General features: G+C 42.8%; 20 protein-coding genes. 10 read left to right on the top strand and 10 right to left on the bottom strand.

Annotated elements, in window-relative coordinates; translation table 11 throughout:
- Nucleotides 1–8 precede the first annotated feature (8 nt).
- Both JUI58_RS26075 and JUI58_RS26070 read left to right on the top strand, forming a co-directional pair.
- Nucleotides 9–992, top strand: coding sequence for an endo-1,4-beta-xylanase (locus JUI58_RS26075; protein ID WP_204106784.1), 984 nt, complete (start codon nucleotides 9–11; stop codon nucleotides 990–992).
- Nucleotides 993–1,172: 180 nt separating this feature from the next.
- Nucleotides 1,173–1,820 carry a response regulator transcription factor gene (locus JUI58_RS26070; RefSeq protein ID WP_204106783.1) on the top strand — a complete coding sequence of 216 codons (648 nt, stop codon included), beginning with the start codon at nucleotides 1,173–1,175 and terminating at the stop codon, nucleotides 1,818–1,820.
- 121 nt (nucleotides 1,821–1,941) lie between these two features.
- Here JUI58_RS26070 and tsaB read toward each other — a convergent pair whose 3' ends face one another.
- Entirely contained in the window at nucleotides 1,942–2,586 is a 645-nt protein-coding gene (tsaB, locus tag JUI58_RS26065; protein WP_204106782.1) for a tRNA (adenosine(37)-N6)-threonylcarbamoyltransferase complex dimerization subunit type 1 TsaB, read from the bottom strand.
- Between the two features lie 239 nt (nucleotides 2,587–2,825).
- Between tsaB and hemL the strand changes: the two genes are divergently transcribed.
- The 6 genes from hemL to JUI58_RS26040 all read left to right on the top strand — a co-directional run bounded on the left by hemL (nucleotide 2,826) and on the right by JUI58_RS26040 (nucleotide 6,916).
- Nucleotides 2,826–4,127, top strand: a complete 1,302-nt coding sequence (gene hemL, locus JUI58_RS26060; protein ID WP_348539979.1) for a glutamate-1-semialdehyde 2,1-aminomutase — start codon at nucleotides 2,826–2,828, stop codon at nucleotides 4,125–4,127.
- A 94-nt stretch (nucleotides 4,128–4,221) separates the two neighbouring features.
- The gene (locus JUI58_RS26055) at nucleotides 4,222–4,686 is read left to right on the top strand and encodes a DUF29 domain-containing protein (protein ID WP_239121723.1); all 465 of its coding nucleotides are present in this window, start codon (nucleotides 4,222–4,224) and stop codon (nucleotides 4,684–4,686) included.
- Complete coding sequence (locus tag JUI58_RS26050; RefSeq protein WP_204106781.1) at nucleotides 4,686–5,198, top strand: hypothetical protein; 513 nt, start codon at nucleotides 4,686–4,688, stop codon at nucleotides 5,196–5,198. The genes JUI58_RS26055 and JUI58_RS26050 overlap by 1 nt, the downstream gene beginning before the upstream one ends.
- 17 nt (nucleotides 5,199–5,215) lie before the next feature.
- The gene (locus tag JUI58_RS26045; RefSeq protein ID WP_204106780.1) at nucleotides 5,216–5,590 is read left to right on the top strand and encodes a hypothetical protein; all 375 of its coding nucleotides are present in this window, start codon (nucleotides 5,216–5,218) and stop codon (nucleotides 5,588–5,590) included.
- A gap of 230 nt (nucleotides 5,591–5,820) precedes the next feature.
- A complete protein-coding gene (locus JUI58_RS27205; RefSeq protein ID WP_275414402.1) occupies nucleotides 5,821–5,946 on the top strand; it encodes a hypothetical protein in 126 nt (41 codons plus the stop codon).
- Complete coding sequence (locus JUI58_RS26040; protein WP_204106779.1) at nucleotides 5,936–6,916, top strand: PRC-barrel domain-containing protein; 981 nt, start codon at nucleotides 5,936–5,938, stop codon at nucleotides 6,914–6,916. Before JUI58_RS27205 ends, JUI58_RS26040 begins: the two co-directional genes overlap by 11 nt.
- 96 nt (nucleotides 6,917–7,012) lie before the next feature.
- On the opposite strand, the gene JUI58_RS26035 is transcribed toward JUI58_RS26040, so the two are convergent.
- The 7 genes from JUI58_RS26035 to ubiE form a co-directional block, all read right to left on the bottom strand.
- Nucleotides 7,013–7,477, bottom strand: a complete 465-nt coding sequence (locus JUI58_RS26035) for a hypothetical protein (protein ID WP_204106778.1) — start codon at nucleotides 7,475–7,477, stop codon at nucleotides 7,013–7,015.
- Between the two features lie 85 nt (nucleotides 7,478–7,562).
- Nucleotides 7,563–9,239: a protein kinase gene (locus JUI58_RS26030; RefSeq protein WP_204106777.1), complete on the bottom strand. Its 1,677-nt coding sequence runs from the start codon at nucleotides 9,237–9,239 to the stop codon at nucleotides 7,563–7,565.
- Between the two features lie 110 nt (nucleotides 9,240–9,349).
- Nucleotides 9,350–9,808, bottom strand: coding sequence for a DUF488 domain-containing protein (locus JUI58_RS26025; RefSeq protein ID WP_204106776.1), 459 nt, complete (start codon nucleotides 9,806–9,808; stop codon nucleotides 9,350–9,352).
- The gene (locus JUI58_RS26020; protein WP_204106775.1) at nucleotides 9,805–10,434 is read right to left on the bottom strand and encodes a DUF488 domain-containing protein; all 630 of its coding nucleotides are present in this window, start codon (nucleotides 10,432–10,434) and stop codon (nucleotides 9,805–9,807) included. The genes JUI58_RS26025 and JUI58_RS26020 overlap by 4 nt, the downstream gene beginning before the upstream one ends.
- A gap of 14 nt (nucleotides 10,435–10,448) precedes the next feature.
- Nucleotides 10,449–11,861: a pentapeptide repeat-containing protein gene (locus JUI58_RS26015; RefSeq protein ID WP_204106774.1), complete on the bottom strand. Its 1,413-nt coding sequence runs from the start codon at nucleotides 11,859–11,861 to the stop codon at nucleotides 10,449–10,451.
- 24 nt (nucleotides 11,862–11,885) lie between these two features.
- Nucleotides 11,886–13,109: a DUF445 family protein gene (locus tag JUI58_RS26010; RefSeq protein WP_204106773.1), complete on the bottom strand. Its 1,224-nt coding sequence runs from the start codon at nucleotides 13,107–13,109 to the stop codon at nucleotides 11,886–11,888.
- Nucleotides 13,110–13,342: 233 nt separating this feature from the next.
- Nucleotides 13,343–14,035: a bifunctional demethylmenaquinone methyltransferase/2-methoxy-6-polyprenyl-1,4-benzoquinol methylase UbiE gene (ubiE, locus tag JUI58_RS26005; RefSeq protein WP_204106772.1), complete on the bottom strand. Its 693-nt coding sequence runs from the start codon at nucleotides 14,033–14,035 to the stop codon at nucleotides 13,343–13,345.
- Between the two features lie 183 nt (nucleotides 14,036–14,218).
- On the opposite strand from ubiE, the gene JUI58_RS26000 reads away from it, so the two are divergent.
- The gene (locus JUI58_RS26000) at nucleotides 14,219–14,455 is read left to right on the top strand and encodes a hypothetical protein (protein WP_204106771.1); all 237 of its coding nucleotides are present in this window, start codon (nucleotides 14,219–14,221) and stop codon (nucleotides 14,453–14,455) included.
- The gene (locus JUI58_RS25995) at nucleotides 14,433–14,861 is read left to right on the top strand and encodes a putative toxin-antitoxin system toxin component, PIN family (protein WP_204106770.1); all 429 of its coding nucleotides are present in this window, start codon (nucleotides 14,433–14,435) and stop codon (nucleotides 14,859–14,861) included. The genes JUI58_RS26000 and JUI58_RS25995 overlap by 23 nt, the downstream gene beginning before the upstream one ends.
- Before the next feature lie 63 nt (nucleotides 14,862–14,924).
- Here the strand turns inward: JUI58_RS25995 and JUI58_RS25990 are convergent, their stop codons facing one another.
- On the bottom strand, nucleotides 14,925–15,863 hold the full coding sequence (locus JUI58_RS25990) for a response regulator (RefSeq protein ID WP_348539977.1): 939 nt from the start codon (nucleotides 15,861–15,863) through the stop codon (nucleotides 14,925–14,927).
- A gap of 183 nt (nucleotides 15,864–16,046) precedes the next feature.
- Entirely contained in the window at nucleotides 16,047–19,946 is a 3,900-nt protein-coding gene (locus JUI58_RS25985) for a trypsin-like serine protease (RefSeq protein ID WP_204106768.1), read from the bottom strand.
- Nucleotides 19,947–20,005: the final 59 nt, after the last annotated feature.

Below are 20,005 nucleotides of genomic sequence, written 5' to 3'. Positions count from 1 at the left end.
ATCGCATCATGCCGCTCAAAAACTACCTTCCTAACTTCAAATTTGGCACCGCCGTCAACCACAAAATCCTCCTTGACGAAACATCCCCTCTCCATACCATTCTCCCTCGCGAATTCGACTTTCTTGTTCCCGAATGGGAGATGAAATTCTATTCTATTCGCCATTCTCCCCAGGATTACGACTTTGCCAAAGCCGATCGCCTTGCCGAATTTGCCCGTACTCACAATCTGACCTTGCGCGGACATTGCCTCTGCTGGCATTTAAGTAGTGCTTCTTGGTTACGAAAACTCACAAAGCTGGAACTTGAAAACGTCCTGCGAGATTACATTTTCACCACCGTCGATCGCTATAAAGATGTCTGCACTGCTTGGGATGTGGTCAACGAAGCGATCGCCGACAATGGCAAAATTCGCAAATCTATCTGGAGTCAGATCGAAAATTTTATCCCCAAATGCTTTCAATGGGCGCACGAAGCCGATCGCCATGCTCATCTCATTTACCTCGATTATCGCCTCCACACCCCGACGCGATGGAAAGCGATCGCGCAAATGGTTAAAGAAATGAAAGAGAATAGCATCCCCATTCACGGTGTGGGTTTGCAGGTGCATAACGAAGTTTTTAGAACCCTAGGGATTGCCAAATGGAGACTTCCCAACCTAATCCGACAACTGCAAAGCCTCGGGGTTGCGGTTCACATTAGCGAAGTTTCTATTCCTATTTATCCTCCCGCCCAAAACCTACCCTTACAAGCAAAGTACGCCTTACAAGGGAAAGCCTATGCTAAAGTTCTTGATGTGGCTCTCACTTCTGGCTGTAAAAGTTTTAATCTTTGGGGGTTGAGCGATTGCCATGCCTTTTACAAACCCCCAGAGGGCGATCGCAACTCCACCCCTTGTACCTTTGACCGAGAATTGCAGCCCAAACCCGCTTATTTTGCCCTGGAAACGGTGCTTAAGCGTTATTGTTACAGTACAGTGCAACTCGTGCAGTAGTTAGAGAATTAACGGATGACAAAAAAACGATTCGATTGTAAATTCTTTGTAATGTCTTATTTTCACTCATTTAATGTGTTAGTCCTATAATATAAACGATTCAAGCAATTATGCGAACCGCACTGGATAAAGTACATTGAAACTGAAGAACCGTACACCTCAAAAGCGTTGTTTAATGCTATGAAAGAAACCCCTCAAAAAGAGAACAAAAAACTACTGTTGGTGGATGACGATCCCAATTTAATTCTTTTAGTTAAGGATTATCTGGAATGGAAAGGCTATGAAGTCATCGCTGCCGAAAATGGTCAAGAAGCCTTAGAAATTCTGGAAACGAACACTCCCGACATGATTATCTGTGATGTCATGATGCCAGAAATGGACGGTTATACGTTTGTGGAAAAGGTGAAAGAAAATGCCAAACTCAATTGGATTCCTTTTCTTTTTCTCTCTGCTAAAGGACAAAGTAGCGATCGCGTCAAGGGCCTAAGTAAAGGAGCCGATATCTACATGGTCAAACCCTTTGAACCAGAAGAATTGGTGGCTCAGGTCAAATCATCTCTCAGTCAAGTCGATCGCTACCGAGATATTTCTAAAAAAGGCATTGATATGACGATGACTCTTCATGTTCCCGAAGGAGTCGAACTCACAGACAGAGAAATGAATGTTGTGCAGTTAGTTGCCCAAGGCATGAAAAATAAGGATATTGCTGACCAACTCAACGTTAGTCAGCGAACCGTTGAAAGTCATGTTTCTAATATGTTACACAAAACCCAACTCAAAAATCGCACGGAGTTAGCGCGATGGGCGATCGAAAGCAATCAAGCCTGACAAACTCAGTGCATCGCTATCAACTATCAACTATCAACTAACTTCCCCGCTATCAACTATCAACTAACTTCCCCGCTATCAACTATCAACTATCAACTATCAACTACTTACCTATCAACTATCAACTATTAACAGGGTGTTGTCCGTAAAAGGGGAGTGCTTGGGACCAATGGGGGCGATCGCCTTGTTTCCAGGCAAGGGCAGCTAATTCTAAAATGCTGTTGGCAGTTTGCCCTAAATCTAACGGGACTTGAAGGAGAATTGCGGAAGAGTCTAAATCTTGTTGTTTTTTCTGCCACTGTTCCAAAGTCATAACCCCATCGGGCAGAATTGTCTCGAACCCATCTCGATCGGAGATAAATTGATAAATTGCACTAAAAATTGCTTCGCGTTTGCCAGGATATTCAACCATAATACGATCGCCTGGCTGAAATAACTCCTTTTGCGACCAAGCAAACCCCGCTAGAGAAGAAATAGCAAATAAAGGGCGATCGAGTTGCTGGGCGAGGGTACGTGCCGTTACTAGCCCAATACGGGTACTGGTAAAGCTGCCAGGACCCTTAGCGACGGCGAGAAAAGCCAGATCCGCCCATGTTTGGGGTTGAATAAAGTCTGCTAGATGGGAATGCAAGTGAGTAGATAACTCTCGCTGTAGGTTCCAAAGGCGATCGCGCGAATCTCCCGAAAAATTATCGATCGCCAATCCCAATTGAGAACTGGTGGTATGCAGCGCGAGAGCGTAAGTTTGAGGAGAATCGAAGAGCATCAGGGAGTGAGGAGTAGGAGATAGAGAGTCGGGAACAACTGAAAACGGATAACGGATAACGGATAACTGTTAAAATGTCGCCTATCTCAAAGTTTAAAGGGAATTGGCAACCTGTAACGGGCAAACGCGATCGCAGCGTATATTTTTGCCGATCGTCCCCTTATTCTCATTCCCTTGCCTCTCAAGGCAAACATGGCGATCGCGCAAAACAAGATTCAATTACAAAGAAGGAGAAAATTTTGGTAGCAACTACATCTTTGAATACCAGTAAATCCGAAGAGATTTTTACGGCTGCTCAAAAATTGATGCCTGGAGGAGTCAGTTCTCCCGTGAGAGCATTTAAGTCCGTTGGCGGCCAACCCATCGTCTTCGATCGCGTCAACGGCTCCCAAATTTGGGATATTGATGGCAACCAATATACTGATTATGTCGGCACTTGGGGTCCCGCTATTTGCGGTCATGCCCATCCTGACGTGATTAAAGCATTAAAAGCTGCCTTAGACAAAGGAACCAGTTTTGGCGCTCCTTGCACCCTAGAAAATATCCTAGCGGAAATGGTCATTGATGCTGTTCCCAGCATTGATATGGTTCGTTTTGTCAATTCAGGTACAGAAGCCTGTATGTCCGTGTTGCGCTTGATGCGAGCCTTTACCGGACGCAATAAAGTGATTAAGTTTGAAGGCTGCTATCACGGTCACGCCGATATGTTCTTGGTTAAAGCAGGCTCCGGGGTGGCAACATTAGGTTTACCGGATTCTCCTGGAGTTCCCAAAACAACCGCCAGCGATACCCTCAACGCTCCCTACAATGATTTAGAAGCCGTTAAAAAGCTATTTGCAGACAATCCCGAGGAAATAGCTGGTGTTATTCTCGAGCCTGTGGTGGGCAATTCTGGCTTTATTCCTCCCGATGCCGGATTTTTGGAAGGATTGCGCGTGATTACGCAAGAAAATGGCGCATTATTAATGTTTGATGAGGTCATGACAGGATTTCGCATCGCTTACGGTGGCGCACAAGAGAAGTTTGGCGTAACTCCCGATCTGACAACTTTAGGGAAAGTGATTGGTGGGGGTCTTCCCGTTGGAGCTTATGGTGGTCGTAAGGATATTATGGCAATGGTTGCTCCTGCTGGTCCCATGTATCAAGCGGGAACACTTTCTGGGAACCCTTTAGCGATGACTGCGGGGATCGAAACTTTGAAATTATTGCAAAAACCTGGTAGTTACGAACATCTCGATCGCGTCACCAAAAAATTAATTACAGGTTTGCAAAAAATTGCTAAAGAGACGGGTCACGCAACTTCTGGCGGTCATATTAGTGGAATGTTTGGCCTCTTTTTCGGGGGAGATCCTGTCCACAATTACGATGATGCCAAAAAGTCGGATCTGGCGAAATTTGCTCGCTATCATCGTGGGATGTTGGAACAGGGAATTTATCTTGCTCCTTCTCAATTTGAAGCGGGATTTACTTCTTTAGCTCATACTGATGAAGACATCGATAAAACCTTAGAAGCAGCCCAGAAAGTAATGGCAGATTTGTAAAGACTAGCTTGCGAAGAGTTAAGTACAAAAGATGGGGGTTGGGTTGACCATCCTCATCTTTTTTTGTTACAATTCTCGTAGTTCATATTGTGAAATGATGCAGGTTTCAGAAATATCTACTTCAACACTTTACGATCGCGATTTTCAGTTATGGTTGCAGGAAACTATTCGACAATTAAAAACTAATGAATGGAACGCACTCGATCGCCATAATTTAATTGAAGAATTAGCAAGCATGGGACGTTCTGAAAAACGAGAACTAAAAAGTCGTTTAATTGTTTTGTTGGTTCATTTACTGAAATGTAAATATCAAGAAGACAAACGTTCAAAAAGTTGGTTGAGTACAATTCGCGAACAACGTCGCCAAATTACTTTTCTTTTAACTGATAGTCCCAGTCTTAAACCACTCTATTTAGAGATATTGAGAGAATGTTATGATTATGCACGCGAAGATGCAGCAGAGGAAACAGGATTGGCGATCGAAATATTTCCTCATAAATTTCCTTTTACCTCTGAAGAAGTTTTAAATTCTGATTTTTTATCCCAAGGAGAAAAGTAATGAACAAAAAAAATATTGTTTCATTTTTAATCAAATTTACTTTAGCAATGCTGACTATTGCGATCGCCATTGGTTTGAGGGTACATTCTTCTCCAACCCATGACTCTTCTCTCCTCTACACTCCTACAAATTCTGCTCTTACCTACACTCCTATCTCTTCCTCTCCTAATTTGTATGCTGCGGGAGGTTGTCCTAGCATTGACTGTACTAATTTAGCTTTCCGGCATATCCGCGATCGCCATTGTAATGCCAGTTGTGTTAATGACAATAAGAGTATTTTTATTCCTAGTTATTGTGGCAGTGAAGCTAATATGCGAAAGTTTTGTAATGCAATTAAAAACTCTAATACTTGCGTTGAAAAACATCAAAATAATGGTCGCATCAAAGCTGTAGCGACTCTCAACGGTAATATAGGAACAAGCAGAAATAATAGTTGTAATCTAACAAGAACCGGAAGTGTTATCTACGACACTAACGGCAATATCGTTGTTACTCAGTTCCCTGGTCAATAAATTAAAAAAGAGGAAGAATGCGGGATATTTACATTTGCGATCTGCAAGGCAACCTTCTCAAAGAATTAGGGTATTGTGGACTACCAGAACAAATTTGGCTGGCTACATATCAATATATTACAGAACAACATCAACACGAATTTCAAATTCTAGCACAACTTTGGCAATATTACTATGGCCAAGAAGGTGATGCTCTTTTATCTCCGATTGAAGTGGCTCTTTTATTAAAAGATATTGAGTATCTCAAATCACTTTTAAAAGATATTAAAGTTACGGAAATTGAAGCTGAACAAATAGAAATTCAGGAGATTCAGAAATTCTTTGAGGATTTATTGAATTTATGTCAAAAGGCACAAAATAGCGATCGCGCATTAAAATTTGTGGCGGATTAGTCAAAATCTTTTCCTAACTTTTATAATCCTGAAGTGAGTATCACTAATAGTTCTAAAGAGATTCTAGAGATTTTTTGTTGCCAAAACTTAAATAAATCTTAAATTTTGGCAACAAAAAAGCCATCGGGTGTACAATACTATCTTTCCCATCTTTATTTAGTGATCGATCCTGTCTCCCTGATAGATAACAATAGCTTGAGGAAATTTTCCCTGAGTATCGGGAATAAAAATTGAAAATTTACGCTATTATCGAAGAATTAGAATACAGCGATCGCCCCCGCGACATAAAATATTTAGATTCTTCTTATTATCTTATTATCAAAGATGCTCCAAATGCAGGACACGATGACCACTGACACTGTTCGCCTTCGCTCTGACTTTATCAATACCAAGGTAATCGCCAACAACAACGCTAGACTTGTGGGTGTTGTCAAAACCCTTTTAGTGGATATCGATCGCCGGGAAGTGGTTGCACTTGGACTACGAGATAATATTCTCTCTGTGACGGGAATGCCCAAATATATGTATTTAACGACGGTGGAAAGAACCGGAGATGTCATCCTTGTTCCCGATGAAGACGTAATTGAAGATGTTGATGTTGAAGCCTACAGCAAGTTAGTGAATTGTGAGGTCATCACCGAATCTGGAGAACTCCTCGGTAGAGTGCGGGATTTTCAATTTAACTTAGAAGACGGTCAGCTTGTTTCCCTTATTATTGCTTCTTTAGGTTTGCCGCAAATTCCCGAACAGATTCTCAGCACCTACGAACTCCCCGTAGAAGATATCATCAGTAGCGGTCCCAATCGCATTATTGTCTTTGAAGGCTCAGAAGACCATCTTGTTCAGATTTCTGTGGGTATTTTAGAACGATTGGGTATTGGCAGTCCACCTTGGGAACGAGATGAGGAGGATATCTATTCGACTCCGGTGGTTCGTTCGGACAATCAATTACCTACTGGTATTCCCGTAAATCCTCCCCCAAAACGCCGAGAACAGGCAGAAACAGCATGGGATGAGGATGAATGGGAAGAATCACAACCGAGAACCCTACCGCGTCGTCAAGCAAGGGCTATGCCGATCCCTGAATACCAGGAAGATCCTTACGATCGCCCTTACGATCGCGAGGAGGAAGAGTCTAACTGGGATGATGCCCCTCGGGAGACTTACGAACAACGTGCTTATGTGGAACCAGAACGGGAATATAAGTACGATGATGATGTTAAACGAGATGTTTGGGATGATGATGTAGACTCTAATGAATATAAGCCGCAAAAACTCAATATTCCGGAAAAACCCAAGATGCCAGAATACGAGGATAACTATTAGGTTTCTCAATTTCAATTATGCAGGCAGGTTAAATTTAACCTCCCTGCATAGTTTTTGTGTTGTTGTTGGGTATTTTTGTTAGCTGAATGAGATATTTTAGAGGCTGCGATCGCGCCTGAGAATAACTACAATAGGCTGGAATTCATGCACTCCTGCTGGTGGTAAATTGTTTTCTATTTCCACCTTGATCAGGTTAGCAAGAATGCCATTTACTCTTTGCTGCTGGAGATTTTCCCTCTCATCAAAATATTGCAAAATTTCGTAAGTTTTTTGTTTTTTCTCGCGTTTCTTTTTAATATCTAAGATCATTTTTTCTTTACGCTGGACTGTAATTGATGGTTCTTTTTTATTAACCCAATAAGCGCGATAACCGTAATTTTTTTCACTTTTAGAAATTCTCAGTCTAGGTAAACTGGGAATACAAAGAAAATGATCGTTGTTCTGTTCTTTAACTTGAAAATATCCCCAAGTTCTTTCCTTGCGCTGTAACAGATTCAGTAATGCACTTTCTAGCAAAGGGAAGGGAGAATCTTGCTCAAATTGTACCGGAGGAGATGCCATGTTAAAAATTGATGATAGATAATGGGTAAGCTAAGAAAAGAGGAAAAATAGAGTCTTTATAATATCAAACCAGTAAATAAGAAAATTATTTTCCTTTTAACCATTGACAAATGGGTACAACTAGGAAATAACTCAAACTTAAAGAAAGGGCGATCGCCATACCCATTAAAACAAAAACTCCCGTGGTTAAAAAGAAATAAGAAAAAGATAAAACTTCAGGAATAGTTTGCAGGGAAATATTACACCATTCTAATAACCCTAAAAAAAATACTCCCGTGCCGAAAACACTGGCGATCACATGGATGATAACATAATCAGATAATCCCAGACCCAAGGTTAAGAGTGCGACACTAATGCCTAAAAATCCTAACAATTGCCCTTGCAAAGAATCGGGAAAACCCAACCAAAATAACCAGCCGATCGCATAACTCAAAAATCCTCCAATCCCGGCAAAAAAAGGATGGCTACGCTGTCGGTAACTTTTCGGTTCTGCGAGTCCCCAAGCTGTCCCCAACCCTGCGATCGCCACCACTAACATTTCTGGTTCAACTTTAATAGTAACATCGAGAGCAAGTTGCGCGATAAAATGGTTCATTCCGTTGGTAAATTCATCTCCCCAAATTGTATAAGTGATGAGACTTTGACCCAACAAAACCCCTACAATTGCCCCCATTCCTCCCCATGCCATTTCTCGCAGGGTTTCCAGACAAGCAAAACTCACTTTTCTGTAGGCGATCGCACTAATGCGTCGAGTTCCCCTGACGGTTTTAGCGATCGCCAAACCCAAAGGAAGGAAAGGCTGTTTTATTTTTGGCCAAGTTTGTGTTAGTTTAGCAAAGGGATTACGTCGCGATCGCAGGGTCGTTAACCGCGCTAATTCTCGCTTTACCGACCGAGCGCTTTGAAGGCGGCGATCGGCGGTAGGATGGGTCATATTATCGAGTAATGTGGCTAAACGAGGATTGACTTTAGCATAATTGCGCCATTGTAATTGCCCTGTTTCGATATCTTCCATCTCTACCGGATAGCGTCCCGTGAGAAGATGAATAATAGTACGTCCTAAAGCATAAATGTCTGCCGTAGGTTCTGAACCTCCACCGGACATTTGTTCGGGAGGACTATAGCCCGAAGAAAATAGCCTGGTAGAACTGGGATTAGGATCGATAGATTTTGCCCCACCAAAATCGATTAAAACCAGTTGCGTTTCTCCAAAAGTGCCGCGATCGGTACGCAACATTAAATTAGACGGTTTGATATCGCGATGGACGATTTTCCGTTTATGCAAAACATTAAGAATTGTCGCGACTTGCCATAACCACTCGCAGGCCAAAACTTCCGGACATCCTTGAGGGTAGCGTTCTGCGAGAATTTCCTCAAGATTTTTGCCGATAATTTTCTCCATCACTAAACAATGAATTTCGCGATCAGGGGTTTTTACGGTGAAAGAACTATGGCGATCGGCAACTTTAGGAACCCCTGGATGATGTAAACTTCGCAGAACAATCGCTTCTTGAACAAACAATTGTTCGGCTTTTTCGCTAGAGGTTGTTAAAACTTTTAAGACTTTTTCTTGACGGGTTTCTAAATCCCAAATGGTATAAATAGCAGAAAATCCTCCAGATCCCAATTTTTGCAGGGGAATATAGCGTTGCTGGAGGTATAAGGCTGTTCCACAGCGCTGACAGAATTTATGATGTCCAGGTTGTGGATAGGGTGCAGAACAGCCAGGATTGATGCAATGAGTAGCTGCCGATGGCGACATGGTATTTTGTTGTTATTGCGATCGCGACAAGGTTAAATTATGAACTAAATTATGAACGATCGCGAGGGGAAATTGGCGATCGCGTCTCCTAAATGCTTCTATTCAGAAGATTAAAGATGGTGAATGCAAACATTTCCCCATTTTTGGTTAAGATATTCAGCAACCAAACGCCGATGACAAAAATGGGGTTGGGCTTCACTACACAATAAACAACTTTCATTGAGCAATTCCGCAGAAACTTTTTTCTCGATTTTTCTTTCTTCCATTAACGTTAAAAACTTTTTCTCGTAAGTTTTCCAGTCTCCCTTTTGTTTTTTATAAGGGTCTAAAATATCCTTCGTGGGAGCAAGATCGAGTAAATGACAATATTCAATATTGCCAATAACATTTAAAAAATATTCCAAGTCTTTTCTTTTAGCAAAACCTGCCAATTGCGAGACATTATTTAACCTTGTATCGATGATACGCTTAACCCCCGATCGCCTTAATAATTCAAAAAACTCTCGGGCGCTTTTTTTCGTAAAACCAATTGTAAATAAATTAATCCCTTGGGAATTAGCTTGACTCATTTTTCTTGTTTCTCCATAAAAGCAATGCGATCGCTTTGCTTTTGATATGCCTGTAACAAACAATTTTCGCGAGAGGGAGGTGCTTCCATCAGATCAAATAAAGATAGCTGCTGAGGTTGTCCTTTTGCAGTTTGAAAGCCATGTAAAACGAGTAAACGGTTCTCAATACTTTCTTGAGATTCAAGTTGTCCATCGCTCAAAATATGATTTATAATTATATCATAATTTTGCAACTTTCGACAAACTAAAATAGTTCTATGGCAAGTCAAGGGATCTTTTTCCGCACACATTAAAGCAATACGATAAGATTCTAATCCTTTGATAATCCGTTGAATTCCTGCGTGAAATAAAGGGGTTGCTGCAATGCGATCGTGAATAGCTTTTCCCCCAATATAACAGCTTAAATCCGTTGGCCTCGCCCCTAATTCTCGACCGAGGAAAACATAAGGAATTTCTACTGTTTCTAGAGCCTCTTGTAATGATGGCTTATTAAAATGAGGTAAATAACGACTGTAAGGATGCGATCGCACATCAGCCAAAGCCGTTATCTCATGTTTTTGCAAGAGTTCCAGAAAAACTTCAAGACTTAAATTAGAATGACCTATGGTAAAAAGTGGGTTTTTCATCATCCTGATTCGATCTATCCCGATGAATCTTCATTATAACTTAACTCAGCTAAATCTATTTCATTTAATTTAGACTTAGGCAGAAAAACACCTTTTAAATCTGCCCCTTTCCAGTTAATTCCCTGTAACTTAGCTTCCCGTAAATTGACCCGAAATAGAACAGCATCGCTGAAGTCTGCATTCGTTAAATTAGCATCCTCTAAATCCACACCCATTAATTCTGTTTTGCGTAAATTAACCCCATCTAAATTGACCCGGCGAAAATAAGATCGGGTTAGATCGCTCCCCCGTAGATCGGCAAAACTCAGATCGCAATCGAGTAACTTTGCACCTGTTAGATCTGCACCTCGCAGATCGACTCCTTGCAAACAAACACCGTCTAATTCTATTCTGGTTAGGTCAGCACCTCGCAGATCGGCTAAAGCCAAATTAGAGCTTTGTATTGTTGTCCCCGTTAAATCTGCCTTCCTTAAATCTGCTCGCATCAGATTAACATTTTTGAGCATTGCTTTTCGCAAAATAGAGCGACTGAGATCCACTTGACTGAAATTAACATCATTTAAAACTGCTCCACCGAGATCGACACCAATCAGATCCGCTTCTTGTAAATTAACCCCAGTTAAAATAATCTCTTTCAGAGAAACATGGGGGGCAATTAAATAGGCACCCAAATCAGAAAGTTCAATAAGATTAGAACAGATTGTTTGATGATTATAAACCGCTTTATTTAAGAGAGTTCCGTTCAAATTTGCACCACTTAAATCTGCACCACTTAAATTTGTACCCCCTAAATTTGCACCCCCTAAATTCGTACTAATTAAAAGCGCACGAATTAAATTTGTTCGTCGCAGATCGGCATTTTTCAGATCGGCATGACTCAAATTAGCATAGCTTAAATCTATCCCTTGTAAAGAGACTCCCGGTGCTAATAAATGCGCCGCCAATTTTTGCAGATTAATCCCTTCTGGAAAGATAGTTCGATTGCTATAAAGCGCTCCTTTAAAACTCACATTATTTAATTGTACACCTCGCAAATCCGCACCGCTTAAATTAGCCCCCACTAAATTAGCTTGGTCTAAATTAGCCCCCACTAAATTAGCCCCCACTAAATTAGCAGCAGAAAGATTAGCTCGCGTAAACTCAGTCCCCACTAGATTAGCTTCACTCAGATTTGCTTCTCTTAAATTGGCATCAGTTAAGTTGGCTAAATTAAGAACTCCTCGGGTTAAATTACATCGGGTTAAATTGGCACCTTGGAGATTAGCTTCAATTAAATCTGCATAACTGAGCATGGCTTCACTCAGGTCTGTTTTCGTTAAATTTGCGCCACGAATATTAGCTCCTTTTAACTCAGCCCCGGCTAAATTTTTGCCACTCAGATTTTGATTTCTTAAGTCTAAACGGTTGAGAAAATCACCTATATTCATGCGATCGCATTTTTCATCCTGTTTTCATCGCAATATTAAGAAAATCGATTGCAACAAACCAATGAGAAAACCCAAAAACCCTCCTAAATTAACGATCGCCTGTAGTTCGCTTTTGACAATACCCTGAATAGTAGTCTCCAGTTGTGCCGGAGAAGTTGCGTTAATACGATTAACAATCACGCGATCGATCGCTAAAATCGGAATAGCCTGAGCCACTAATTTTTCTAAATCTCGCTCTAAATAACGTTCCAGAATCAAAGCAAGTTCCCAACTTATCGTTTCAAGGGAAGTATTAAGCACCTCAGAATTACGCAGTCGCTTAATTAAAATAACCGCCAGTTTATCCCAATCAATGGAACTCCCCAACCCTTGAATGAGGGTGCTACCTTTATCTTGAATATAAATCCGAACGGTTTCTCGGGTAGTTTTGCGAAGTTGTCGGACTGTGGAGAGAGGAAGATTTTGCAGGGAAAGATTTTGCAACCAAAGACGAATGCGATCGCGAATTTCTAAAGATAAAACTAATTCTTTCAGTCGTGCATTGGCAATTTCTTTTTCATCTAAGCAGAAAGTTCGCAAGCGAGCAAGGGAATTTTTGATCCCGAATAAATTGGCTACTACCCAAGTTGTACCGCTTGTTTTTTCCCGAAATCCTTCATCGATAATGGCAATATTGCGATCGGTGAGAAAGTCTACTATCGCCTGTCGCAGGAGATCGGGGGGGAGAACGACTTGTAATATCCAATCGGCAAATTGACGCGCTTGAGGGTCGCTGAGGCGAAAATCCAAGAGGACGCGATCGAAGATATGATTGATTTGATCTTCGAGAAAGTCTTCTCTTCTAGCAAAAACTTGAATCAATCGCGGTAGAGAATTACTAAATAAATCTCGTAAAACTTCCGCTAGAATTTTGGCGGTTTTCTGTTCTTTATCTTCCTGAATTTGCTCGATCGCCAAACGCAGCAGCCATAATAGGGAGCCTTGGACGCGATCGGGGGTCAACAGTCGTTTAGTTAATTTTTGTAGCTCTTCTGGGGTCAGCAACGACCCCATAATCGTATCAGAAATACGCCCAGCAAGGCGTTCTTGGTTGCGAGGAATTAAACCTGGAGTAAAGGGAAGACGACGCTTGCCGAAATAAATAGGTTTATAAGGACGAAATAACATTTGAATGGCTAAATCATTGGTGAAATAGCCTATAATTCCCCCTGCTACGGGAGGGATAATCAGAATCCATAAATCGGTCATTTAATAGTTGATAGTTGATAGTTGATAGTTGATAGCGGGGAGTTAGAGTTGATAGTTGATAGTTGAGAGTTGAGAGTTGAGAGTTGATAGTTGATAGTTGAGAGTTGATAGTTGATAGTTGATAGTTGAGAGTTGATAGTTGATAGCGGGGAGTTAGAGTTGATAGTTGATAGTTGATAGTTGATAGTTGATAGTTGATAGTTGATAGTTGATAGCGGGGAGTGAGAATTTTTCTATTTTTCTAACACCAAAACTCCCATCATGCCCCCCATTATGGGATAGTGGATCGCTGTTTTAAATCCGGCTGCTTTCCCTAGTTTAACTTGTTCCGTGCCGAGGGGAAAACGTTCTAAGCTGGGAAAAATGTACTCATAATCGGCTTTGAGGGCAAATTTTTCGGCGGTGGGAACGACGATATTATCAAGATACCATTGTTGAAAGTCTTGCATGAGGGGAAGTGCAGGACGGTGAAAATCTAAAATAGCAACTTTTGCCCTCGGCTTAAGCACTCGGTGTAATTCTGCTAGACTCCTGGGAATATCGGGGACATTTCGCAACCCATACCCCATTGTGCCACAGTCGAAATGATTTTCGGGAAAAGGGAGATCGATCGCATTGCCTTCTACCCAATTAATCGGGGGAGAGGGTATCATTTGACTGGCTTTTTGCCAGGCGATCGCCAGTTGTTGCGAGGAAAAGTCTAAACCGACAACTTGTCCTTCTTTTCCCACTTGTTTAGCTAATAAAAATGCTAAGTCCCCACTCCCGCAACAAACATCTAAGGCGCGATCGCCTGGTTGGGGATTTGCCCATTTTACTGTCATTTGCTTCCAGACTCGATGTAACCCCCAACTTAAATTTTGGTTGAGGCGATCGTACACTGGAGCAATGCGATCGAATAGCGCTTGAATATCAGAATCTGTCATGGGTAGGGTTTGCAAACAAGTTTAGAGGACAACTGCCGGAAAGAATGATAATTTTTGGGTCTAAAGTCCAACAACGAACTGCGATCGCGTAAAAATTTCTTAAGATTGATGGTATAACTATGCCAAAGTTTTTGCAAGTCAAAAAAATCAAGCTAAAATACTGATAAACCCCAAGCAATCTCGATGACTTCAACCAACTATCAACTTCCTTTAAATTTTGAGCAGGTTTTAACCTTGGTCAAGCAGTTGCCATATCCAGAAAAACTGCAATTAAGCCAAGAACTAGAGAAAGAAGTCTTAGACAGTAAATTAACAGCCATTTTAGAATCATTGAAAACTGATGAACTGTCCTTAGAAACTATCTCTGAAGAAGTAGAAGCAGTAAGAAGCGAAATTTATGCCAGACAATCAGCCCATTAAGGTTATTATAGATACAAACCTTTGGATTAGTTTCTTGATTGGGAAAAAAGTCACTAATCTCAAAGAACTGATCGTTAACCAAACAATACAAATTATCTTATGCGAGCAAATTAGAGAAGAAATCAATTTGGTGACACAAAGACCAAAACTCCAAAAATATTTTTCTGTAGCAAAAGTTAAAGAATTGATTGATTTGTTGAATATTGTAGGTTTATCGATAGAAATTGTTTCAGAAGTTTCTCTTTGTCGAGATGCTAAAGATAATTTTTTATTAGCATTAGCAAAAGATAGTCAAGCTAATTTTTTGATTACAGGAGATGCAGATTTATTAAGTTTAAAGAGTTTTGAAAAGACAGAAATTGTCACTTACAAAGATTTCTTAAACAAAATAAATCTAAAATTTTAGGGAAGCGATCGCCGATTCTCCCCATTGCGATCGCCTTACCTATTGGGTCAAAATTTTTGCCTTTTACCCATTACTACTTACAGCCACAAGGGCTAAAATAGCTTGCTGAGAGGCGAGATGAATGAGTTTGATTTCCTCTTCGTTGGGTTTGGGAGATTGCGTCCATTGCAAAGATAGTAAAGCAAGCGTGCGATCGCGGAAAATCAAAGGGAGAACTAAGTGAACTTGTACCCCTGCATTCGTGTATGCCTCACTGGGTGGCTCGCTTCTGTTATCATTGACCCAAACTTCGGTTTTTCCGGCAGAAAGGGCGCTTTGCACGAGGGAATCCCCCTCTAAGGTCAAGGGAATATCGCCCCCCTTACTATAACTTCCCGATACAGTTAGGCTTTCTGCTTCAAGGGCATGAAAACTACAACCATCCCCCATAAAACTCTCTCCAAACGCCTTAGCAAGGGGTTCGAGGCAATCTTCGATGGATGAATAAGTACTCGCAACTGTGGCGATCGCCTCCAGTAAAGTTGCCTGTTCTTGGGCGCGGTGTAATTCTTCTGTTCGCTCTTTGAGAATCTTATAAGTATCGGCAGCGCGATCGACAACTTCCTTTAACTCATTAGGGTCCCAGGGTTTAGTAATATACTTATAAACTTGTCCCGAATTAATCGCTTCAACCAAATCCTCAACATCGGTAAATCCTGTCAGGATAATGCGTACCGTGTCGGGAAACTCGGGGACGGTTTTACTTAAAAACTCTGTTCCTTTCATCTCCGGCATACGCTGATCGGAGATAATGACGGCGACTTCGCCTTCAGCTTGCAAAACATCCAAGGCCTTTACGCCACTGTCTGCTTTATAGACTCTAAAATCGCGCCGAAAAGTACGATAGAGTAAATCGAGATTGTCTGGTTCGTCATCGACAACGAGCATTTTGGGTTTTTTTGGTCTTTCCATGCTTGTTATTTGGCGCGTTACATTATCAAGATCGGACAAGGAATAACTCATAAAAGTACAAGCCGTATCTGTAAAAAATTGGGATCGTCGATCCTTAGTAGAAGAAAGTTCACCCTAATCTATCTTCCCCTATTTTTCAATCCTATCAGGAGTTGAATTACCCCGATTAACCAAAAAGAGGTTAGTCTGGGCTTTGGGCTTCATCGGGGACTGCTCATTGCTCAAGGACTGGATTTACCCGATCGCGAATTCAACGCTAAAGATAATATCGTTAAAATCTTTATCCCCTAATTCAGGCATATCCTCAAACCCGTAAATATTATCCCCCAATAATTGAATGTGATCCCGGGCATCGCTATTACCTTTGGCAAAGGAAAAATAAATGGCAGGATCGTTACTGGCATCATTATCAAGTAATTCGTCAATTGTCCCGTCAGCAATGATAAAAGGAGCAAAAAGACCGCCACCTTGTAAAGTTGTAACACTACCTCCACCACCGCGATCGAAGGAAATGCCACCCCCTTGTTGCTGACTGGTTAACAATACTGCTTCAATATAGCCAGAACTGCCAGGATCGATAAGCTGCCCGGTAACGGGATGACGAACAACTCCCGACTCGTTTTCTATTTTATATAAACCAACGGTATTAGAAAATGCAGCTTCACTGCGGACGGTGGGAAAAACTGAGCGAATATCTTGACCCTCTAGGTCTCTAAGGTCGATTAATTCTGATTCTCGCCCTCCTTGGGCGCTGGCGGCAAGGTCTTGCAGGGAGAGAGGGTTGCGGTTTAATTTAATGCTCATGATTAGATCGGTGTGATCTCGTTCACTCCTCTCAATAGATTCCTCCCATCCTAGGGTAAAGGCGTTATTTCCTCCCGTGACGTGCAGGTGGTCGAAGTTGTAATTATTGGCATCTGTCGAGGAGAAATAAACTTCTGGTTCTCCTACACCCCTCAACAGGACTGTATCTCGGCTTCCTTTAGTAATGAAATAGAACATGAAGCGATCGCCGGAAGCAACGGGCAAATTGCGAGTTAAGTTCAAACCGCCGATGAGATCGTCGGACTTATTGGAGAGAACGTTAAAAATAGTTGTTCCTGCCCGCAGTGCCGTGTCTTGAAAGTGATCTTGGTCTGGGGATACGCCATTAACGCGATCGCTGGCATCTACTTTAAAGATACCTACTTCACCAATGCGATCGCTGTCGCTGGGTTGTAGGGTAATCTCTAAGCTGGCAAATCCCCCATCGCCAGTGACGGCAAAGGTGTCGTTGTTTTGCAATTGCAGATTGAGGGGGGTGTTAATAACCCCTGGGGCGCTAACCGAGGCGATCGCCCCTCCTTGAAAATCCAGGTCTCCCCGTTGATTGTCGGTATAGTGCAGGAGAATGCGATCGCTTTTGCCATTGCCATCGAGATCGAAGAATTGCGCCCCAGTGTTGCCATCGTAAACAAATTCAAACCAGTGGGGATTGCGATCCTTGGGTTCGGGTCCGTAAACCCAGAAGGTATTATAACCAGGGTTTTCCGGTTCGTCGGGGAGAAGCAAACTGAGGGTGACGGAGGAGGAAGAAGAGGGAGGACGCAGGCGAAAATCGAGAAAATCAAAGGGAAATTGCCCTCCTCGGGAGACAGGATTTCTCGGTGCGTTTAAGGCGGGATTGCTAATGCCTTCCGCAAAGGTAAAGCGTGTCTCTTTAGAGGTGGCTGCAAGGGTGATGAAGGTGCTGATTTTGCCTGGATCGCCGTCAAAGGTGGACAAGGAGACAACATTGGCTTGCTGGCTGTCCTGGATGCCATCTAAGTTGCGATCGCCGGCGACTTTTTCCATTTGATCCGATACGCCGTCTCCATCGCGATCGGTGCCAAAATTTTCTAAAAATTTAATCGTACCTTGGGCATTTCCCATCAAGACATCAACATCGCCATCGCCGTCGATATCCCCCAAGGTGGGAGTGCTAAAGACTCCGGTGATACTATTTCTGAAGGGGCTGGGCAGGCCAAAAACGGGGATGAAATCCGGGGTTGTTGTCGTCCCTGTATTGACGAAATAGATTAATTCTTCTGCATTGCGTCCCGCTAAGATATCTAGGTCGCCATCCCCGTCAATATCGGCAATACTGGGAGAACTAAAACCCCCGATGCTTATCAGTCCAAAGGGATTAGAAACAGGTTGGGCAAAGGTTGGATTATTGGGGGTTCCGGTATTTTCCAGAAAGCGAATATCTCCGAGGGCAGTTCCCACAAAGGCATCAAAGTCGCGATCGCCGTCGATATCGGCAAAAACTGGGGCGGCATAGGTGCCAATATTACTCCAGCCAAAGGGATTGGTTTCTGGGGCTTCAAAGTCGGGTTGTTCAGGTGTACCTTTATTGCGGAAGAAAAGAACATTACCGACACTATTGCCCACAAAAGCATCAAAGTCGCGATCGCCGTCAATATCGATAAAGGTGGGGGCGCTATCGGTACCGACTCCCGTGAGATTAAAAGGATTATTTTGTGAGGCTGCAAATCTCGGTTTGGTGGGGGTGCCAATATTCCTTAAAAATTCAAGATTGCCGTTATCATTACCGACAAATACATCCAGTTTGCCATCGCCATCGATATCGACGAGGGTGGGATGGCTGAATTCTTGGACTTTGAAGCTATTGAGGGGATTGCGATCGCCAATGCGATCGATAAAGCGGGTGGGTTCTAAAACAACGGTTTTAACGGTGGCTGTGCTGCTTCTGCCGTCTTCATTGGTGATGGTATAGGTAAAGCGATCGTTGCCAATATAGCCCGAGGGGGGAATATAAGCCAAAAAATTATCTTGCTGGACGATTGTACCGCCGTTAACGGAAGTGCTGTCAAAACGCTCTATTTTGATGGCTTGTCCGTTACTATCGGTATCGTTCAACAGAACGCGAATGAAAACAGCGAAACCTGGAATGGTTGAGGCTACGTCATTACGGGCAACGGGGGGGCTATCGTCATCGAGGATAAAGGCGGTGGCCTTGGGGCGGACAATTTCTGCACCGTTGGCGTTACTGAGGGTAATGGAGAAACTTTCTGTGGGTTCTATCTCCGTATTACCTTTAATCACTAAGTCGATGGTTTTACTGGTTTCTCCCGTATCAAAGGTTAAGGTACCGCTTAAAGCACTATCGATGCCTGCTTCATAATCGGCGATCGCGATCGCGGTGCCGTCGGCGATCGTATAATCCACGGTAACGGGGGCAGAGGGAGTTCCGGTGAGATTAACGGTAAATTCAATCGCTTCGTCGGTTTCCGTCTCTTGAATCGAAAGATTAGCAACACTCAAGCCGATGGGGGTTGCGGGTAAGGTAACAAAGTTTTCGATCCAGTCGGTAAAGGAGGAAACCCGCGTATAAATGGCATAAAAGTTGGGAAAAGCAACTCCGACACCAAAGCTAACAATTCCCGCTTGAACATCGCGATCGCCTTCTTTGACCAGTAACGGACCGCCACTATCCCCCGGTCCGACGCTTCTGCCTCCTTCGGGAAACCCCGCCGCCAGCATATTATCTGTAATATCACCGTTATAAGATTGGGGATTATTCGCGACTTCATTGGCAATAATGGGAACATCGACCTCATAGAGGCGAGTCGCACTCGGTCCGCCATTACTTAAAGCCCCCCAGCCGATCGCCGTAGACACAATGCCAGGAGAGGTTTGATTGTAGGGATCTTCAAACTTCAGCAATTCTACGGGGGTAATATTAGTGACGGGAGTAGAAAGGCGGATGAGTGCCAGATCGGATTCAAAGGTGGCGGGGTTATAGTCGGGGTGTAAAACAATTTCGGCGACACTGTGACGGGTACCACCACTACTGAGAGAATTGGTTTCGAGGAGAACTTCTATCGTATCGGCGTTCAACCCTTCAACGCAATGGGCGGCGGTTAAAATCCATTCGGGGTGGATCAGGGTTCCCCCGCAAAACTGGGCGGCTGCATTATTAGATTCGTTAGCGCGGACGATCGCCCCCATCCAAGGATACTCTCCATCGCTGGCCAAAACGCCGCCGACAATACGCGGTTCCCGGCGGCTACCGTCAGGGCGATCGCTGCTAGATCCGAGTTCGGAAAGCAAGGGAGAAACAAAGGTTTGCACGTCTGAGAGGTCTGGCATAGCTTGAGGGAGAATATCTTGCTTGCAATTATAAGCGAGTTTTGGATTGACGAAAATGG

This window comes from Spirulina sp. CCY15215 (assembly GCF_016888125.1).
Classification (GTDB): Bacteria; Cyanobacteriota; Cyanobacteriia; order Cyanobacteriales; family Spirulinaceae; genus CCY15215.
Note: the sequence above shows the minus strand (reverse complement) of the source record. Positions and strands in the feature narration are given on the sequence as shown.

What these genes read in the sequence shown, in the direction of transcription:
- JUI58_RS25990 (WP_348539977.1), bottom strand. Translation starts at nt 15,863, where the DNA reads ATGAGTTATTCCTTGTCCGATCTTGATAATGTAACGCGCCAAATAACA.
- JUI58_RS26025 (WP_204106776.1), bottom strand. Translation starts at nt 9,808, where the DNA reads ATGAGTCAAGCTAATTCCCAAGGGATTAATTTATTTACAATTGGTTTT.
- ubiE (WP_204106772.1), bottom strand. Translation starts at nt 14,035, where the DNA reads ATGACAGATTCTGATATTCAAGCGCTATTCGATCGCATTGCTCCAGTG.
- JUI58_RS26070 (WP_204106783.1), top strand. Translation starts at nt 1,173, where the DNA reads ATGAAAGAAACCCCTCAAAAAGAGAACAAAAAACTACTGTTGGTGGAT.
- JUI58_RS26020 (WP_204106775.1), bottom strand. Translation starts at nt 10,434, where the DNA reads ATGAAAAACCCACTTTTTACCATAGGTCATTCTAATTTAAGTCTTGAA.
- JUI58_RS26010 (WP_204106773.1), bottom strand. Translation starts at nt 13,109, where the DNA reads ATGACCGATTTATGGATTCTGATTATCCCTCCCGTAGCAGGGGGAATT.
- JUI58_RS26035 (WP_204106778.1), bottom strand. Translation starts at nt 7,477, where the DNA reads ATGGCATCTCCTCCGGTACAATTTGAGCAAGATTCTCCCTTCCCTTTG.
- JUI58_RS26040 (WP_204106779.1), top strand. Translation starts at nt 5,936, where the DNA reads ATGACCACTGACACTGTTCGCCTTCGCTCTGACTTTATCAATACCAAG.
- JUI58_RS26050 (WP_204106781.1), top strand. Translation starts at nt 4,686, where the DNA reads ATGAACAAAAAAAATATTGTTTCATTTTTAATCAAATTTACTTTAGCA.
- JUI58_RS26055 (WP_239121723.1), top strand. Translation starts at nt 4,222, where the DNA reads ATGATGCAGGTTTCAGAAATATCTACTTCAACACTTTACGATCGCGAT.
- JUI58_RS26030 (WP_204106777.1), bottom strand. Translation starts at nt 9,239, where the DNA reads ATGTCGCCATCGGCAGCTACTCATTGCATCAATCCTGGCTGTTCTGCA.
- JUI58_RS25995 (WP_204106770.1), top strand. Translation starts at nt 14,433, where the DNA reads ATGCCAGACAATCAGCCCATTAAGGTTATTATAGATACAAACCTTTGG.
- JUI58_RS26015 (WP_204106774.1), bottom strand. Translation starts at nt 11,861, where the DNA reads ATGAATATAGGTGATTTTCTCAACCGTTTAGACTTAAGAAATCAAAAT.
- JUI58_RS26075 (WP_204106784.1), top strand. Translation starts at nt 9, where the DNA reads ATGCCGCTCAAAAACTACCTTCCTAACTTCAAATTTGGCACCGCCGTC.
- tsaB (WP_204106782.1), bottom strand. Translation starts at nt 2,586, where the DNA reads ATGCTCTTCGATTCTCCTCAAACTTACGCTCTCGCGCTGCATACCACC.
- JUI58_RS26045 (WP_204106780.1), top strand. Translation starts at nt 5,216, where the DNA reads ATGCGGGATATTTACATTTGCGATCTGCAAGGCAACCTTCTCAAAGAA.
- JUI58_RS25985 (WP_204106768.1), bottom strand. Translation starts at nt 19,946, where the DNA reads ATGCCAGACCTCTCAGACGTGCAAACCTTTGTTTCTCCCTTGCTTTCC.
- JUI58_RS26000 (WP_204106771.1), top strand. Translation starts at nt 14,219, where the DNA reads ATGACTTCAACCAACTATCAACTTCCTTTAAATTTTGAGCAGGTTTTA.